This is a genomic window from Bacillus sp. T3 (assembly GCF_033449965.1).
Classification (GTDB): Bacteria; Bacillota; Bacilli; order Bacillales; family Cytobacillaceae; genus Bacillus_BU.
Map to the genome: position 1 here is coordinate 1,673,767 of NZ_CP137761.1, position 16,117 is coordinate 1,689,883.

Annotated in this window: 16 protein-coding genes and 4 pseudogenes; 18 read left to right on the forward strand and 2 right to left on the reverse strand. The window is 38.7% G+C overall.

What is annotated here, in order from left to right; genetic code table 11:
- Positions 1-52 precede the first annotated feature (52 nt).
- From RGF10_RS08645 to RGF10_RS08665, 5 genes and pseudogenes are all read left to right on the forward strand, one after another.
- Positions 53-487: a BrxA/BrxB family bacilliredoxin gene (locus RGF10_RS08645; RefSeq protein WP_318508647.1), complete on the forward strand. Its 435-nt coding sequence runs from the start codon at positions 53-55 to the stop codon at positions 485-487.
- Positions 488-796: 309 nt separating this feature from the next.
- A pseudogene (locus RGF10_RS08650) lies at positions 797-1,574 on the forward strand (class I SAM-dependent methyltransferase).
- An 83-nt stretch (positions 1,575-1,657) separates the two neighbouring features.
- On the forward strand, positions 1,658-2,836 hold the full coding sequence (locus RGF10_RS08655; RefSeq protein WP_318508648.1) for an LL-diaminopimelate aminotransferase: 1,179 nt from the start codon (positions 1,658-1,660) through the stop codon (positions 2,834-2,836).
- 17 nt (positions 2,837-2,853) lie between these two features.
- Complete coding sequence (locus RGF10_RS08660) at positions 2,854-3,486, forward strand: YpjP family protein (protein ID WP_412176691.1); 633 nt, start codon at positions 2,854-2,856, stop codon at positions 3,484-3,486.
- 139 nt (positions 3,487-3,625) lie between these two features.
- Positions 3,626-4,372, forward strand: a pseudogene (locus RGF10_RS08665) (TerC family protein); the annotation flags it as partial.
- Between the two features lie 76 nt (positions 4,373-4,448).
- Here RGF10_RS08665 and RGF10_RS08670 read toward each other — a convergent pair.
- Complete coding sequence (locus RGF10_RS08670) at positions 4,449-4,835, reverse strand: GIY-YIG nuclease family protein (RefSeq protein ID WP_318508650.1); 387 nt, start codon at positions 4,833-4,835, stop codon at positions 4,449-4,451.
- Positions 4,836-4,872: 37 nt separating this feature from the next.
- Between RGF10_RS08670 and RGF10_RS08675 the strand changes: the two genes are divergently transcribed.
- The 4 genes from RGF10_RS08675 (at position 4,873) to RGF10_RS08690 (ending at position 7,862) form a co-directional block, all read left to right on the forward strand.
- On the forward strand, positions 4,873-5,583 hold the full coding sequence (locus tag RGF10_RS08675; RefSeq protein WP_318508651.1) for an anthrax toxin lethal factor-related metalloendopeptidase: 711 nt from the start codon (positions 4,873-4,875) through the stop codon (positions 5,581-5,583).
- Positions 5,584-5,810: 227 nt separating this feature from the next.
- A complete protein-coding gene (locus RGF10_RS08680) occupies positions 5,811-6,605 on the forward strand; it encodes a thymidylate synthase (protein WP_318508652.1) in 795 nt (264 codons plus the stop codon).
- Positions 6,602-7,090 carry a dihydrofolate reductase gene (locus RGF10_RS08685; RefSeq protein WP_318508653.1) on the forward strand — a complete coding sequence of 163 codons (489 nt, stop codon included), beginning with the start codon at positions 6,602-6,604 and terminating at the stop codon, positions 7,088-7,090. Before RGF10_RS08680 ends, RGF10_RS08685 begins: the two co-directional genes overlap by 4 nt.
- Before the next feature lie 160 nt (positions 7,091-7,250).
- On the forward strand, positions 7,251-7,862 hold the full coding sequence (locus RGF10_RS08690; protein WP_318508654.1) for a lysophospholipid acyltransferase family protein: 612 nt from the start codon (positions 7,251-7,253) through the stop codon (positions 7,860-7,862).
- A 200-nt stretch (positions 7,863-8,062) separates the two neighbouring features.
- Here RGF10_RS08690 and RGF10_RS08695 read toward each other — a convergent pair whose 3' ends face one another.
- Complete coding sequence (locus RGF10_RS08695) at positions 8,063-8,305, reverse strand: hypothetical protein (RefSeq protein ID WP_318508655.1); 243 nt, start codon at positions 8,303-8,305, stop codon at positions 8,063-8,065.
- A gap of 166 nt (positions 8,306-8,471) precedes the next feature.
- Here RGF10_RS08695 and ilvA point away from each other — a divergent pair, with 166 nt between their 5' ends.
- The 9 genes and pseudogenes from ilvA (at position 8,472) to RGF10_RS08740 (ending at position 16,114) form a co-directional block, all read left to right on the forward strand.
- Entirely contained in the window at positions 8,472-9,740 is a 1,269-nt protein-coding gene (ilvA, locus tag RGF10_RS08700) for a threonine ammonia-lyase IlvA (RefSeq protein WP_318508656.1), read from the forward strand.
- Positions 9,741-9,916: 176 nt separating this feature from the next.
- Positions 9,917-10,111, forward strand: a complete 195-nt coding sequence (locus RGF10_RS08705; protein ID WP_318508657.1) for a twin-arginine translocase TatA/TatE family subunit — start codon at positions 9,917-9,919, stop codon at positions 10,109-10,111.
- 126 nt (positions 10,112-10,237) lie between these two features.
- The gene (gene tatC / locus RGF10_RS08710; protein WP_318508658.1) at positions 10,238-10,993 is read left to right on the forward strand and encodes a twin-arginine translocase subunit TatC; all 756 of its coding nucleotides are present in this window, start codon (positions 10,238-10,240) and stop codon (positions 10,991-10,993) included.
- 248 nt (positions 10,994-11,241) lie between these two features.
- Positions 11,242-12,316: pseudogene (locus RGF10_RS08715) on the forward strand (hydrogenase small subunit).
- Complete coding sequence (locus RGF10_RS08720; RefSeq protein ID WP_318508659.1) at positions 12,313-14,034, forward strand: nickel-dependent hydrogenase large subunit; 1,722 nt, start codon at positions 12,313-12,315, stop codon at positions 14,032-14,034. The pseudogene RGF10_RS08715 and the gene RGF10_RS08720 overlap by 4 nt, the downstream one beginning before the upstream one ends.
- Positions 14,035-14,045: 11 nt before the next feature.
- Positions 14,046-14,840 (forward strand): Ni/Fe-hydrogenase, b-type cytochrome subunit, encoded by a 795-nt coding sequence (gene cybH / locus RGF10_RS08725; RefSeq protein WP_318508660.1) that lies wholly within the window; start codon positions 14,046-14,048, stop codon positions 14,838-14,840.
- Positions 14,830-15,319 (forward strand): annotated as a pseudogene (locus RGF10_RS08730) (HyaD/HybD family hydrogenase maturation endopeptidase). The gene cybH and the pseudogene RGF10_RS08730 overlap by 11 nt, the downstream one beginning before the upstream one ends.
- Positions 15,316-15,771, forward strand: coding sequence for a hypothetical protein (locus RGF10_RS08735; RefSeq protein WP_318508661.1), 456 nt, complete (start codon positions 15,316-15,318; stop codon positions 15,769-15,771). The pseudogene RGF10_RS08730 and the gene RGF10_RS08735 overlap by 4 nt, the downstream one beginning before the upstream one ends.
- Positions 15,764-16,114, forward strand: a complete 351-nt coding sequence (locus tag RGF10_RS08740; protein WP_318508662.1) for a hydrogenase maturation nickel metallochaperone HypA/HybF — start codon at positions 15,764-15,766, stop codon at positions 16,112-16,114. Before RGF10_RS08735 ends, RGF10_RS08740 begins: the two co-directional genes overlap by 8 nt.
- Positions 16,115-16,117: the final 3 nt, after the last annotated feature.

Here is a 16,117-nt window from a genome sequence, read left to right on the forward strand (position 1 = left end):
TACACTGCAATAGATAGAAGGAAGTTGTTAAACAGCTGGAGGAGGAATGTTTATGTCAATGGCTTACGAAGAATACATGAGACAAATGTTAAAACCTATGAGAGAAGAGCTAGTCCAAGCAGGTTTTCAAGAATTATTAACGGCTGAGGAAGTTGATCAATTTATAAGCAATGTTGAAGGAACAACGCTTGTAGTTGTTAACTCTGTTTGTGGATGTGCAGCAGGCCTAGCACGCCCTGCCGTGACGCAAGCTTTAACACAGGCAGCGAAAAAACCAAATCATTTAGTTACCGTTTTTGCTGGTCAAGAAAAGGATGCCACAGCAAAAATGCGTGAATATTTTACCGGATATGAACCATCTTCACCATCAATGGCTCTGTTAAAAGGAAAAGAAGTAGTCCACTTCATTCCTCGTCATGAAATTGAAGGTCAAACAATGGAAGCGATTATGGAGAATCTCCTCACCGCTTTAAATGAAAACTGTTAATTTCAAAGAGATGCTGCGGCATCTCTTTTATTATAGGCTGTATTAAATTTGTCTGTTGATTTCCGCTGCAGGCACTCCCTTTCCGCGGGGGAGTCCTGGAGCCTCCTCGGCGCTTTAGCGCCTGTGGGGTCTCCCAAGACACCTTCTCCCGCAGGAGTCTCGCACCTTCCGTTCCAATCAACAGAGTGCCAAAAAATTAAAATCGTTCTTTAACACATCCTTTTATAAGGATAAATTCCTTTTGAAGCTTTACTGCAACAATAATTCATTCAATATAGGTTATAATAGGGAAAAACGATAGGTGAAGACATGTTTATTACGACAGCAGGTAGAACAAATTTGCAACTGAATCATCAAGCGATGAAAGTGGCTGAAGAATTACAGATTCCTTATATGGAACGAAATAAAAAATCGGTGAGCACACTTCAAGATGTAGCTAAGGATGATTGTATTGTTGTTGGGAAAAAACGACTGGAACTATACCCATATCAAGAGCCAGATCCGTTCTTTTTTCACCCTAATTCTGCAATGTTTCGAATAAAAAGGCTGATAAATAACGAGCATGATCCTTTCCTCGATGCCGCTAAAATCGAAAAAGGTATGACTCTATTAGATTGTACACTGGGACTGGCATCTGATAGTATTATTGCAAGCTATGCCGTTAGTGTAACGGGAAGTGTTGTCGGAATCGAGGGGAATAAATATTTAGCCTATATGGTTAAAGAAGGATTACAGCAATGGGATTCCGGAACTCTTGTTAATGAACGAAGCGATGAAAATGATTGAAATCCATTACGCAAACTCTTATGATTTCTTAAAGGCGCAAAAATCTGCCAGCTTTGATGTCGTTTATTTCGATCCGATGTTTGAAGAGCCTGTCATTGAATCTGATGGAATAAAATCGTTGAGTCGGTTTGCAATTCATGATGATTTAACTCATGAAATCATGAAGGAAGCGTATAGAGTAGCAAGGCACAGGATTGTGCTGAAGGACCATTTTCGTAGCGAACGTTTTAACAAATATGGATTTAACGTGATGATAAGAAAGTCTTCCAAATTCCATTTTGGTACAATTGAAAAACGATAAAAAGAGTACTACTTTTTTTTATTGAATATAAGAGTATAATATATCGTAATAATACTAGAGTTCTACATATTGGAGGATCAACAATGAACATCCATTCCGCAGATAGGATGAATGCTTTTACAGAAAGCGTTTTTGCAGAACTAACACATTTAAAAAAGTCGCAGCTCGCCAAAGGGCATCATGTTATTGATTTAAGTATTGGAAGCCCGGATTTGCCTCCACCTGTTTTTGTTCAAAACAAACTAAAAGAATTGGTCGAACTAGGGAATTCATTTGCTTATTCATTAAGCGGTACTGCTGATTTTAATCAAGCGGTCGCAGACTATTATAATAGAAGTTTCTCTGTAAGACTAAATCCAGAAGATGAAGTTCTCTTGTTAATGGGGTCGCAGGATGGTTTAGTCCATCTACCGCTCGTTTTATGCAACCCTGGTGACTATATCCTTATGCCGGATCCTGGGTATACAGCTTATTTTGCAGGCGCAAAGCTTGCATCTGCTGAAATTTACCCGATGCCATTATTAAAAGAAAATCAATTTTTGCCAAATTTGGCAGAGATTCCTGAAGAAATTATTGAAAAAACTAAATTAATGATATTGAACTTTCCTGGAAACCCTGTACCCGCACTGGCTACTGAGGAGTTTTTTTCGGAAGTTGTTCAGTTTGCGAAAAAACATAATATTGTTGTGCTTCATGATTTTGCTTATTCCGAACTCTATTTTGATGAGAAGCCGATTAGCTTTTTATCTGTTCCGGGTGCAATTGATGTTGGAATTGAAATGAACTCTCTTTCAAAAAGCTTTAGTATGGCAGGAGCTAGGATTGCTTATGCGGCAGGTAATGCGGAAGTTCTTAGTATGTTGGGACAACTAAAGTCCAACCTTGATTATGGGGTATTTTTACCTGTACAAGCTGCAGCGTGTTTAGCCTTAAGAGACACTTCTAATTATCTCGATCAAAACCGACAGATTTATAAGAAGAGGCGAGACTTGTTAGTGAATGGATTTAAGGAGCTGGGCTGGACCATCGAAAGCCCGAAAGCATCGATGTTTATTTGGGCTAAAATACCTGAAGGATACACATCAAAAAGCTTTACGATTCAATTAATTGAGAAAGCGAATGTTGTTGTTACTCCAGGGAATGCATTTGGGCAATGGGGAGAAGGATATGTTCGGATTGCCCTAGTTCAGCCAGAATCAGAAATAGTACAAGCATTAGAAAATATCCGCAAAAGTGGCATACTGCACACGCAAGTTAAGTGAGTTAGAAAGGAGCATCATTGTCCATGCCAAAATGGTTACAAAAATCGCTAGTTGTTTTAATTTCCGTTTTAACGTTCGGCCTTGTCACTCCGCCACAAACCCTGTTAATTGATAAAGTTGATAGAGAAAAAACATTAGAGAGTGAAACCATTGTAGAGGTATCGTCTAATGTTGCTTCGGAAACATCGTTAGAAAATCGAACAAGCGACTTTCTGCAAGAACGCGAAGAAAATCTACTGTCTACTAAACAAAAATGGGTACAATTACGCGTAAAGGATGCAGAAGAACAATCCTTTACAAAATTTGGTCAAAAAATCAAACCAATAATTAAAGATGATTTTCATGAAGTGATTCTGCCAAATATTGAAAAGGTGATATCATCTGTTGCGGAACAATATCCTGAAGACGATTTAGTTCATCTAGCTGTATCAGAAGGGCCAAGTAAAGGAAGGTCAGAACGAATCTTCCATATTACAAATCAAAAAACGGGGATAGATGTCATTCGCTTTCATGTCCGTCGGGACCAACCACCACAGGAGGGTTATTGGTTTAATTTTCACTATCATACTTATCACGACCAATATCAAGCCCATCATGATTTAGGTTCTATCTATTGGGCAAAAAATACTCCTCCTAATTGGATGAGTTAATATTCACCATAATTTCGTTTATTTTCAGACAGAGATGAAAACATTATATAAAAACAAATAGAGGATTTTTAGCTAAAAGGACGGATCAGTCAAATGAGTCACCATCCTTTTAGAATGTAAATGATTGGGGAGCTTTTTCATGATGCAAGACTTTATTAACACATATGCTCAGTTTTTTGATTTTCATATGTGGGTACAGGTATTAACAGATCCAGTTAGCTGGGGGTTAATTGGAACGCTAGTAATTTTAGAAGGGTTGCTATCTGCAGACAACGCCCTTGTGCTCGCGGTTATGGTTAAACATTTACCGGCAAATAAACGAAAAAAAGCATTGTTCTACGGATTGATAGGCGCTTACACATTTCGTTTCATTGCCATCGGCGTCGGAGTTTATTTAATCAAGTTATGGTGGGTTAAGGTACTTGGTGCTGGATACTTAGCTTGGTTATCGATTAAGTATTTTATCGACCGCCGAAAAGGTGTCGATGTTGAAGAAGATGTAGAAGGACTAAATCAAAATGGATTATTTTTTAGACTTTTTGGAACCTTTTGGGGAACGGTTGTTTCAGTTGAATTAATGGACATCGCCTTTTCCGTTGATAGTGTTTTAGCTGCATTTGGAATCAGTCAGGAAGTTTGGGTTTTATTAATGGGCGGTATCCTTGGCGTTCTCATGATGCGTGGGGTCGCCTGGGTATTTTTAAAACTAATTGATCACGTTCCTGAGCTAGAGGCAACAGCGTACATTCTCATTTTGATCATCGCTTTAAAGATGTTTGTTGGTGTCTTTGGTGTCCATATTGATCATATCTATTTCTTTATTGTTTTATTAATCACATTTGGTGCTACCTTTGTTGTTCATTTTATGAAAAAAAGAAAGCAAGCAGTCAACCCGGAAGTTAATCATGAAAAAACAGCTGATCCTGTAATTTGCAGAGTCAGCTGTTTTTTTGTACAGAATTTTAATTGGAATAATTTGGGATATAGTGGATCAAATGTGAAGGACAATGGCAATCGGATGCACCAAATCCTTTGATTGGCAGCGTTCCATTCACTTCCTTCCTTAATTTCTCAGCAAGGAGACACTCTCCATTTTCCAACTCGTATGTTATAATTTTAGTAATCTCACAATAAGGACGCAAATAATCGATATGCCATCTTTTTGGTTTCTCGATTTTTTTATGCCGATTTAAGCGGTGAACTATAGCTCTTTTTGCGCTTCCGACATAAATGTACGCACCTTTTGGAAAATGGTAGGTTCCTAGTTTTCCAATTGGAATCTCTATGTCTTCTATTAGGTCAAGGTGAACGGCGTATAGTGAGTGGTTCTTATCTATTTTTTCTATCATTCAATAATCCTCCAATATATATGAAAAGGAGAGGCATATGCGGAAATTAATCATCTTAGTTATTTTGATTGCTTTCTCCGTTCCTTTATTAGGTCATACCCAGGCGAAAGGTGATGGAATTGCTCTACGTGATTACACACCGCAATCCACATTATTACAATCTCTTCAGCTACGTTCACAGGCACAGCTTGGCAAACTCGTTTATTTACCAGAATCAGATTTTGATCAAGCAGAAGCATCGAAAATTATCTCGCGCTTAGACAAGCTTCCTAGTACCATTTTATCAAAAATGGTTGAGGAGGGAATACAACTGCATCTGTTTGAGGGAAATTTAACGGATCAACCAACAGCAGAGCATTTAAAGGGTGTTATTCCAAGAGGGTATACTAGTAATAAAACATGGGATGATGTTCCAGGTGTAGGGGGTTCGAAGGTAGTCCTTGTCAAAATTGGGGCCAGTGCGAAAGGAAGCGGGCATGGGTCTGTTAATTTAGAGCTTCATGAGCTCGCCCATTCAATCGATCGCTATGTCTACGACGAAATCCGCTCAAACCCTACTTATTTGAAAATATGGAAGCAGGAGCGTAATATCTTATTTCCAGGTCAATCCTACTTTATAAATTATCCAGAAGAGTACTTTGCCGAAACCTTTGCGATGTACTATCTAAGTGAAGAGACGAAAGAAATATTAAAAAAAGAGGCCCCAAAAACATATGCTTTTTTTAATAGCTTATCTACGATAAAATAAAACTTAAATGTTACATTAATAGGCAGTGTTAAAGTTCATTATTGATTTTGTTCACTTGTTGATTGGAGCGGAAGGCGCGAGACTCCTGCGGGAGAAGCGTGTCACGGGAGACCCCACAGGCGCATAGCGCCGAGGAGGCTCCCTGGACTCCCCGCGGAAAGCGAGTGCCTGGAGCGGAAATCAACAATCGAGCTTAACATTGCCAGTTAGTAAAGGTGTGTAGACAAATGGAACAATATTTGCAGCTATGTAAGGATCTTTTAGAAAACGGAGTGAAAAAAGAGGACCGAACAGGAACGGGTACAATCAGCACATTTGGTTATCAAATGAGATTTGATCTGAAAGAAGGTTTTCCTCTTATCACAACAAAAAAGCTACATTTGAAATCGATTATTCATGAACTTCTTTGGTTTTTAAATGGTGACACAAATGTCAAATACCTACAGGATCATGGAGTTCGTATTTGGAATGAATGGGCAGATGAAAACGGTGAACTCGGACCGGTATACGGGCATCAATGGCGTTCGTGGACGGGTGCAGATGGTACAACTGTGGACCAAATAAGTGATCTGATTCATCAGTTAAAAAACAATCCAGATTCAAGAAGATTAATTGTTAATTCCTGGAATGTGACAGAGATCCCAAAAATGGCTCTTCCGCCGTGCCACTGTATGTTCCAATTTTACGTTGCAGATGGAAAACTTTCATGTCAGCTTTATCAACGTTCAGCTGATGTGTTTCTTGGGGTGCCATTCAATATTGCCTCTTATGCACTGCTTACTTTAATGGTTGCCCAAGTATGTGATTTAGAGCCTGGTGAGTTTATTCATACATTCGGTGACACGCATATTTATTTAAACCATCTAGACCAGGTAAAACTTCAATTATCGCGCGAGCCGCGCACCTTACCAACGATGAAGCTGAACCCGGAAGTGAAGGACATTTTCAGCTTTAAGTTTGAAGATTTTAGCTTGGAGGGTTATGACCCGCATCCTCACATTAAGGGGGTAGTCAGTGTATGATCTCATTAATATGGGCAATGGATGTAAATCGGGTAATTGGCAAAGATAATCAGCTTCCGTGGCATTTACCTGAGGATTTGAAGTTTTTTAAAAGAACGACGATGGGACACCCAATTGCAATGGGAAGAAAAACACATGAATCAATTGGTCGCCCCCTCCCTGGTAGGGAAAATATCATCGTCACAAGAAATAAGGACTATTCCAGTGAAGGCTGTACTGTCCTTCATTCTGTTGAAGAGCTAATAGAGTTTTCAAGAGGATTAAAAGAACAAGAAATTTTTGTTATTGGCGGGGCAGAAATCTTTAAAGAAGTATTTCCAGTTGCAGATCGCCTGTATATTACGAAGATTGATTATTCATTTGATGGGGATACTTATTTCCCTGAAATCGCAATGGATGAATGGAATGAAATTTTCCATGAACCTGGATTAAAGGATGAGAAAAATCCATACGATTACGAGTTTTTCACTTATGAACGGAAGTAAATAATATTGATACAAGTAACCCAAGCGGCAATAATCACCGACTTGGGTTATTTTTTATTCGACCCCCCACGCGATTTCGAAAAATTTTCCATAATTACATACCTCACAAAAGAATCCTTGCTATATAATGAAGAAATAGATTTTGGAGGTGCATACGTTCATGTTTCGATTAATTGCCTTTTTCAGTTATTTTGTTGGCTTTCTTTTATATAGCATACCGACATTATCCAAAATGAAAAAGCTTGATCCATCCATACCAGTTGCTCAAAAAAATAAAATGATTCATGAAATCCCTCGAAAATGGTCGCAAACAATCATGAAAATTACAGGTTCCAAGATCATTGTCGAGGGGCAAGAGAATATTCCAGATGGTCCAGTTGTCATTGTTTGTAACCATGTTGGTGATTTCGATATTCCAGTTTTGTTAGGGTTCGTTAATAAACCATTTGGGTTTATTTCAAAAATTGAGGTTAGTAAGGTTCCAATTCTTTCATCCTGGATGAAGGTGATGAATTGTGTGTTTCTAGATCGAAAGGATCGTAGACAATCAGTTAGAGCGATTAAAGAGGCAGCTGCAAGCGTAAAAGAGGGACATTCCCTAGTGCTTTTTCCAGAGGGGACCAGAAGCAAGGGTGGGGCTGTGGGAGAGTTTAAACCAGGTGGGTTCAGAATTGCAATAGATGCCAATGCTCCAATTGTTCCAATATCGATTAGTGGAACTGCTGATGTTTTTGAAAAGAATAATCGCTTAGTCCTGGCCTGCAACAATTAGAATTCATATTGGTAAACCGATTCTATCACATTTAACAACAAATCCTGCATCCATCAAGGAAGTGGCGGAAGAGACAAGACAGTTTATTTTAGCAAACATGGACAAAAGAACGATTGCATCATGAGAAAAGCCTCCGTATGAGAGGCTTTTTTCATAATGTAAGCACATCATGATCTGCATGAATTCGTCCTTACAAATCATTATCCATACAAAGTGGAATTGGTTTCGTAGCTTTCTAGAACCTTCATCATCCCCTTGAATTCTCGGTCATCACAAAATTCATCTTCGGTGAAATTTGTTTTAACCCATTCAATAAGCTCCTTAGGGCTATTAAATATCTCACCACTCGTATCACTTTTTCTAATCATAAATCTTCCATTATCTTCATCAAGTGTAATTTCGACTGGTAAGGCACTGTCAAGGCTACATAATGAAAATTCCATTTCCTCACCCCAATCCCATTGTTATCTAGTATATGTGTTAATCACATTGTTTTATCCTAAAAAATAGTTTATAAAATTGAAATTTTAAAAAAATAACATTGAAAACAAACCCCAAAGTGGTATAATTTACGAATATTAATATCGGAAAAAGGAAGAAGGGTAAGATATGGAACAAAAAGTGGTCAAAAAGAAATGGGTGCAGGTAGAAGACATTCTCATTGCAAACCAACAACTTAAGGATATCGTTGCCCATACTCCATTGCAAAAAAATGAGCGGTTATCCGAAAAATATAATTGTAACGTATATTTAAAACGTGAGGATTTGCAGCATGTACGCTCTTTTAAATTAAGAGGGGCCTATTATATGATGAAAACACTTACGGATGATGAACTGGCTAATGGCGTGGTGTGCGCAAGTGCCGGGAATCATGCACAAGGTGTTGCTTATGCATGCAGACAATTAGGCGTTCAAGGGAAAATTTTCATGCCAACTACAACGCCTCGACAAAAAATCAGTCAGGTTGAAATGTTTGGAAGAGATTTTGTAGAAATTATTCTAGTAGGAGACACTTTTGATGATTCCTACAATGAGGCTTGGGCTTGTTGCCAGCGAGAGAACAGACAATTTGTCCACCCGTTTGATGATGAGCGAGTTATTTCTGGGCAAGGTACAGTTGCGGTTGAAATCCTGCAGGATTGTGAGGAGCCAATTGATTTTATGTTTGCTAGTATTGGCGGCGGCGGCTTAATGGCAGGCCTCAGTACTTATACAAAAAGTATTTCTCCGCAAACGAAAATGATCGGAGTAGAGCCTGAAGGCGCGGCTTCAATGAAGTTTTCTTTTGAACACAATCAAGTATCTGCACTTGATGAAATTGATAAATTTGTTGATGGAGCGGCAGTAAAGTGTGTGGGTGAAAAAACATTTGATATTTGCCAGAGTCTTGTTGATGATATCATCCCTGTTCCAGAAGGAAAGGTGTGTACAACAATTCTTGAACTCTATAATGAACATGCGATTGTTGCTGAGCCTGCAGGTGCGATGCCGATTGCTGCACTAGATTTATATCGTGAAGAGATTAAAGGAAAAACAGTAGTGTGTATTGTAAGCGGCGGGAACAATGACTTTGCGCGGATGCAGGAAATTAAAGAACGATCGCTTCAATATGAAGGATTACTACACTATTTTATTGTTAATTTCCCTCAGCGTGCTGGTGCCTTAAGAGAATTCTTAGATGAAGTATTAGGCCCAACGGATGATATTGTCCGCTTTGAATTTACAAAGAAGAATAATAAAGAAAATGGTCCAGCTCTTGTCGGAATTGAGCTTAAATATCCATATGATTATGAAGCGTTGATTACAAGGATGCAAAAGAAGGGCTTCCCGTTCACTGAAATTAATAAAAATGAACATCTGTTTAACCTTCTAGTTTAGTCATAGTTAGGACATTTTTTGTGAACAATATTGAATGAAAAAAGTCACACTGCACGAAGAATTAGTTTTTTTATGAACAAATTGTGAACAATTGCTTTCTTTAAGTACAAATTAGTGTTTAAATACTATAATCATGTTAGCATTATATTAAGTCAATTTGATAAGGGGATGTACTTATGCTTTCAAATATTGGAGTTCCAGGGCTTATCCTAATCCTCACTCTGGCCTTAATTATTTTTGGACCAAAGAAATTACCTGAAATCGGTCGGGCATTTGGTCAAACACTTCGTGAATTTAAGAAGTCTACTCGTGAACTTACTAGTGACGTAATAGAAGAATTTGAAGAAGATAAGAAGAACGCTACAAAATAAAGGTGTAAGATTTATCTTACACCCTTTTTTTCGAATAAGAGTAAATTGAAACGCCAGGTTATCAATAATAAATGGCGTTTCTGTGTTTCTTATCATCGTTAAGATTTTATTGGCAGGGGATTTAACATGGAAGATAAAGAGTTAAATATCATTGAGCATTTAGATGAATTGCGAAAGCGATTAATCATTACAGTCGCCGCTTTTATTGTCTTTTTTATCGTCGGCTTTATGTATGTAGAAGAAATTTATCAGTGGTTCGTTAAGGATTTAGAAGTAAAACTGATTGTCCTTGGACCGAGTGACATTGTCTGGGTCTACTTAATGATTGCATCAGTCATAGCCATTGCTGCAACCATCCCTATTTTAGCCATTCAAATTTGGATGTTTGTCAAACCAGCGTTAAAACCACTTGAAATCAAAGTGTCCTTATCGTATGTGCCCGCATTATTTATTCTATTTATTGTTGGATTGTGTTTCGGATATTTCGTTATTTTTCCAATGGTAATGGATTTCTTAATTAATCTCGGTGGCGAGATGTTCGTTACTAATTTTACAGCGGATAAGTATTTTCGATTTGTTTTGAATATGACATTACCGTTCGGAGTATTATTTGAGCTCCCAGTCGTTGTCATGTTTTTAACATCACTTGGTATTATCAATCCGTTTGTGCTTTCAAAACTAAGAAAATATGCTTATTTTGTGTTGATTATCATTGCGGTTATCATTACACCACCAGATTTTATTTCTGATTTTCTTGTAACTCTCCCATTATTGATGCTGTACGAAATTAGTATCAATTTATCGAAGATCGTTTATAAGCGTAAATTAAAACGAGAACAAAAATGGGAAGAAGAAAACAGTGACTCAACCGAAATCGTATAATTAAAAACAAGCTATCTAAATCAGATAGCTTGTTTTTTTATGCTTTTATGTATTTATGTCCAAGGGGTTACCAATATTTAAAACTTGAATTTGGTTATTTATATAATAACGGTGCATAAACACTGTGGAAACGAAGTTAAGGATAATGTGTGTCAATTATGAAAACATTAGGACTTTTGTGCGATTTTCGTGCTATATTTACGCTGAAATCATAACAATTTTAGCAGAATAAGGGAGGGAAAATGAAGATGAGAAAGAAAACAATTTATGAAACAGCTTTAGAACATGGTTTTTCACGCCGAGATTTCCTTAAAATGTGCACAGCATTGACGGCGGCAATGGGCTTGGATTTTTCACAGTCCGATAAAGTAGTAAAAGCTATGGAAACAAAAACTCGAGTACCAGTTATTTGGCTTCAGCTTCAAGATTGTACAGGTTGTTCAGAATCATTTATTAGAAGTGCCCATCCTAAGATTGAAAGCGTTCTACTTAACTTGATTTCACTAGAATATTCTGAAGTATTATCCGCTGCTTCAGGTCATCAGGTCGAAGCTGCAATGGAGCAAGTGTTAAAGGATTATGACGGGGAATATGTTCTAGCAGTTGAAGGAAGTATCCCTGGAGGATGATTCCTTTTTATCAGTGGCAGGAAAATCTGCGAAGGAAACCTTTAAGGAAGTGGCAAAGGGTGCAAGTGCTATTATCTCCTATGGAAGCTGTGCTTCATGGGGAGGGATTCCAGCGGCAAAGCCAAATCCAACAGGAGCAAAGCCAATTACGAGCTTTGTTAGCGGAAAGCCAGTCATATTAGTTCCTGGTTGTCCACCGATTGCAGAAGTGATGACAGGGGTTATCGCTCATTATCTTACATTTGGTTCACTACCAGAATTGGATCATTTAGGGCGGCCAAAAGCATTTTATCGTCATAGAATCCATGATAAATGCAATCGAAGAGCATATTTTGATGCTGGACTTTTTGTTGAATCCTTCGATGATGAAGGAGCAAAACAAGGATATTGTTTATACAAAGTAGGCTGTAAAGGCCCAACTACATATAATTCCTGTGCAGAAATGCGCTGGAACGGTGGCGTAAGCTATCCGATTCAATCCGGAAATCCATGTATTGGTTGTTCGGAGGAAGGTTTCTGGGATAATGGTCCATTCTTTGTTCGCCGAGCAAAAATACCAGGTACTCAGACAACGATGAACCCTGATCAAGTTGGTGTAGCAGCAGTAGGATTAACAGCTGCAGGAGTTGCTGTTCACGCAGGACTCACTGTTATGAAGAAGAAGCATGATGATAAACGGGGGGAAGATGAATGAGCGAGCGAATAGTTGTAGATCCGATTACTAGAATTGAAGGTCACCTTAGAATTGAGGCAGATATTGATGATTCAGGCGTAATTAAAAATGCGTATAGTTCGGGTACAGCAGTACGCGGACTTGAGTTAATTGTCCGTGATCGTGACCCGCGGGACGTTTGGGCATACATACAACGTATTTGTGGGGTATGTACAACCGTTCATGCGTTAGCTTCCATTCGTTCTGTAGAGGATGCCTTGAAGATTAACATTCCTCGAAATGCCCATTTAATCCGTGAAATCATGAATGAAGTAATATTTTTACATGATCATGTTGTTCATTTCTATCATTTACATGCATTGGATTGGGTAGATGTTGTTAGCGCATTAGATGCAAATCCAGATGAAACATCAAAAATCGCTCAATCCATTTCAAGCTGGCCAAAATCATCACCTGGATATTTTAAAGATGTACAAAACAAGGTGAAGAAGTTAGTGGAAAGTGGACAGTTAGGGATTTTTGCGAATGGATATTGGGGACATGCAGCCTATAAGCTTCCACCTGAAGTGAATCTGCTAGCTGTTGCTCACTATCTCGAGGCGTTGGATTGGCAAAAGGAAATTGTCCAAATACATACTATTTTCGGAGGGAAAAATCCGCATCCGCATTATCTTGTAGGCGGAATGGCTACACCGCTAGATGTTAATAGCGATAATGGCATTCATGCGGAACGATTAATGAGAGTATCTCAATTAATCGATCAAGCGAAGGAATTTGTTAACCAGGTTTATATTCCGGACCTTCTTGCGATTGGCTCTTATTACAAGGATTGGACATATGGCGGAGGCTTGAACAATTACTTGTGCTATGGTGATTTCTCAACTGGTAGTATCAACGATCCAAAGCTTTATCGGATGCCTCGCGGCGTAATCTTGAATGGTAATTTGAATGAAGTATTAGATGTTGACCTGACAAATCCAGAGCATGTTCAAGAATTTATCGATCATTCATGGTATACGTATGACGGAAAAGATGGCGGAGTGGGTAAGCATCCGTGGGATGGAGAAACCACATTGAAATATTCTGGTCCTAAAGCGCCGTTTAAAGAATTAAATACCGATGAAAAGTACAGCTGGTTGAAAGCGCCTCGTTGGAAAGGGCATGCGATGGAAACTGGACCGCTTGCTCGATTGATGGTCGGCTACGCATCAGGGAAAAAAGACATTGTGTCTCTTGTAGATGAAACATTGAAGAAATTAGATATCCCAATGTCAGCTTTACAATCCGCCCTTGGACGTACGATAGCGCGTGGTCTTGAATCTGTGTTAATCGCGGACTGGTTGCGAAATGACATGGACGAATTGCTTAAAAACGTTAAGAACGGAAATCAAATAACGTTTGATCGGTCGAAATGGGAGCCTGAAAGCTGGCCGAAAAAAGCCCAAGGTGTTGGCTGGATGGAAGCACCTCGTGGGGCATTAGGACATTGGATTGAAATAGAAGACGGTAAGACGAAAAATTATCAGGCTGTTGTACCAACTACCTGGAATGCGTCTCCGAAGGATAACAAAGGGAAAATTGGTGCTTATGAGGCGTCTCTAAAAGGAACACCTTTATTAGATAAGGAAAAGCCTTTAGAAATTTTACGAATCGTCCACTCTTTTGACCCTTGCCTTGCCTGTGCTGTTCATTTAACCGATTTGGAAAATAAACAGACTACAGAAATTCGAATCGGATAGGGGAGTACTAAATGCCTAATCCAAAAATCATTCACAGGAAAAAGGGTTCGATACCGCTTGCACCTGGAGAAAACAGCGAAACCAGCTTTAGACGTCATCGTCCACCAAGCTATAAACCCATTGGGACGGATCAGGTGAAAGTCTATGTTTGGGAGTTACCGGTTCGGATTTGGCACTGGGTTAACGCTATTGCCATTCTGGTTTTAATGGTTACAGGAATATACATTGGAAAACCGTTCGCGGCAGCTACAATGCCAGAGGAAGCCTATTATTCCAATTTAATGGGATGGGTCCGGTATATTCATTTCTTCGCAGCATTTGTGTTCACTGCTAATTCCATTTATCGTTTTTATTGGATATTTGCAGGAAATAAATATTCTTCTCAGAATATTTTTCGCTTAATTTACTGGAAAGAAATGATCGAAACAGTAAAGTTTTATTTGTTCATGAAACATAAAAAGCCTCATTATGTTGGGCATAATCCTTTAGCCATTATGAGCTATATCGTGTTTATTGGAATTGGCTCAATTGCCATTATTTTGACAGGCTTTTATCTTTATTTTGAACCACAGCCAGAAACGTTTTTTGCAGCCTTGTTTTCTTGGGTTCCTTGGATCTTTGGTGATAGCTATTCCATTCGTTCATGGCATCATCTTGTCGCCTGGGCATTTATGGTTTTTTCCGTAATTCATATCTATCTAGCTTGGCGTGATGATTATTTAGAACGAAATGGTACATTATCTTCGATTGGAACGGGCTACAAAGTGGAACCGAAAAAGGCGATTGGAGGAAAAGATGGAGAATAACAGCGTAGAAAACAAGATAACAATCCTAGGGATTGGAAACAGCATCTTTTCTGATGAAGGAGTGGGTGTCCATATCATCCCGGCTTCTCGAGAAGATATTCGATAACGATGAAGGTATAGAAATTATCGAGGGATCGACTGATGGAATGAAGCTGCTAGGTCCTGTAGAGGATACAGATCACTTAATTGTCATCGATGCCATTAATGCTGGCAAACCTGGTGGAACAATTATTCAGCTTGAGGGTGAAGAGATTCCTGCCTATTTTGGCATTAAAATGTCGATTCACCAATTAGGCTTTCAAGAGGTTCTATTTGCAGCAAAATTAAGAGAGAAATTCCCAAAGAACATCGTTATGATTGGGATGCAGCCTACCAGTTTGGAATTGGGTGTCCAATTGACAGAGGTGAATCAGTCGAAGCTGGTTGATTTAGCAGAGATGGTTAGACAACAAGTCATTCGTTGGAGAGAATCTGCGTGAACAGAGAAAGTTTTTTTAAGGAAATGGGTAAAGGTTTGCTTCAGACCGTCAAAACAGTATTTGAGCCATTTATCGAGGATGATTTGGAAACACTTGAAAAAACAACAGACCGTATCCTCGGAATTCAATGGTTGTATCTATGTAGCAGCGAGTATCCATTTGAAAAGCTGAATCAGTTTTATGTGAAAAATAAGTCAATATTCGTGATTCAAGAGGAAGGGAACATGAGGGCAATTAGTGGCATTTGCCCTTCATGTTCCAATCTTCTTCATTTATCAGCCCTATTGTTAACTTGTAAATGTTTTAATTGTGAGAAAGATTATAATTTTCGAACAAATAGTGGGGAGCTCACTTTTTTCGACCTTCCGATCACAAGAAAACAAGACGGCTATTATATTGGAATCAAAGCGAATGATGATAGGCTATCGATAAGGAATGATTCTAATGCATGAAATGTCCTTAATGGGAGACGTGTTAAACATTATTCAAGAGGATGCCTTGACAAAAGGGATTAAAAAGCTAGATAAGGTGGAATTAGTAGTCGGAAAAATCAGCAATGTTTTGCCTGATGCGCTTATTATGGCATTTGCTATTTTTAAAGAACAGAATCCACACTTTATCCATCATGATGCCGTATTAGAAATCCATCTTGAAGAGGCAAAAGCAAAGTGTATATTTTGTGGGGAAGAATATCAGCCTGACCAACGAATTGCTCAATGTCCTGTATGTCAACTTCCATCGGGTAAGGTAACGTCAGGTGAGACATTTCAAGTGTTGTCATATGAAGGGAGATAACCA

Excerpts from the sequence above, each read along its gene's own strand:
- RGF10_RS08645 (WP_318508647.1), top strand. The coding sequence starts at position 53 with ATGTCAATGGCTTACGAAGAATACATGAGACAAATGTTAAAACCTATG.
- RGF10_RS08655 (WP_318508648.1), top strand. The coding sequence starts at position 1,658 with ATGAACATCCATTCCGCAGATAGGATGAATGCTTTTACAGAAAGCGTT.
- RGF10_RS08670 (WP_318508650.1), bottom strand. The coding sequence starts at position 4,835 with ATGATAGAAAAAATAGATAAGAACCACTCACTATACGCCGTTCACCTT.
- RGF10_RS08675 (WP_318508651.1), top strand. The coding sequence starts at position 4,873 with ATGCGGAAATTAATCATCTTAGTTATTTTGATTGCTTTCTCCGTTCCT.
- RGF10_RS08680 (WP_318508652.1), top strand. The coding sequence starts at position 5,811 with ATGGAACAATATTTGCAGCTATGTAAGGATCTTTTAGAAAACGGAGTG.
- RGF10_RS08685 (WP_318508653.1), top strand. The coding sequence starts at position 6,602 with ATGATCTCATTAATATGGGCAATGGATGTAAATCGGGTAATTGGCAAA.
- RGF10_RS08690 (WP_318508654.1), top strand. The coding sequence starts at position 7,251 with ATGTTTCGATTAATTGCCTTTTTCAGTTATTTTGTTGGCTTTCTTTTA.
- RGF10_RS08695 (WP_318508655.1), bottom strand. The coding sequence starts at position 8,305 with ATGGAATTTTCATTATGTAGCCTTGACAGTGCCTTACCAGTCGAAATT.
- ilvA (WP_318508656.1), top strand. The coding sequence starts at position 8,472 with ATGGAACAAAAAGTGGTCAAAAAGAAATGGGTGCAGGTAGAAGACATT.
- RGF10_RS08705 (WP_318508657.1), top strand. The coding sequence starts at position 9,917 with ATGCTTTCAAATATTGGAGTTCCAGGGCTTATCCTAATCCTCACTCTG.
- tatC (WP_318508658.1), top strand. The coding sequence starts at position 10,238 with ATGGAAGATAAAGAGTTAAATATCATTGAGCATTTAGATGAATTGCGA.
- RGF10_RS08720 (WP_318508659.1), top strand. The coding sequence starts at position 12,313 with ATGAGCGAGCGAATAGTTGTAGATCCGATTACTAGAATTGAAGGTCAC.
- cybH (WP_318508660.1), top strand. The coding sequence starts at position 14,046 with ATGCCTAATCCAAAAATCATTCACAGGAAAAAGGGTTCGATACCGCTT.
- RGF10_RS08740 (WP_318508662.1), top strand. The coding sequence starts at position 15,764 with ATGCATGAAATGTCCTTAATGGGAGACGTGTTAAACATTATTCAAGAG.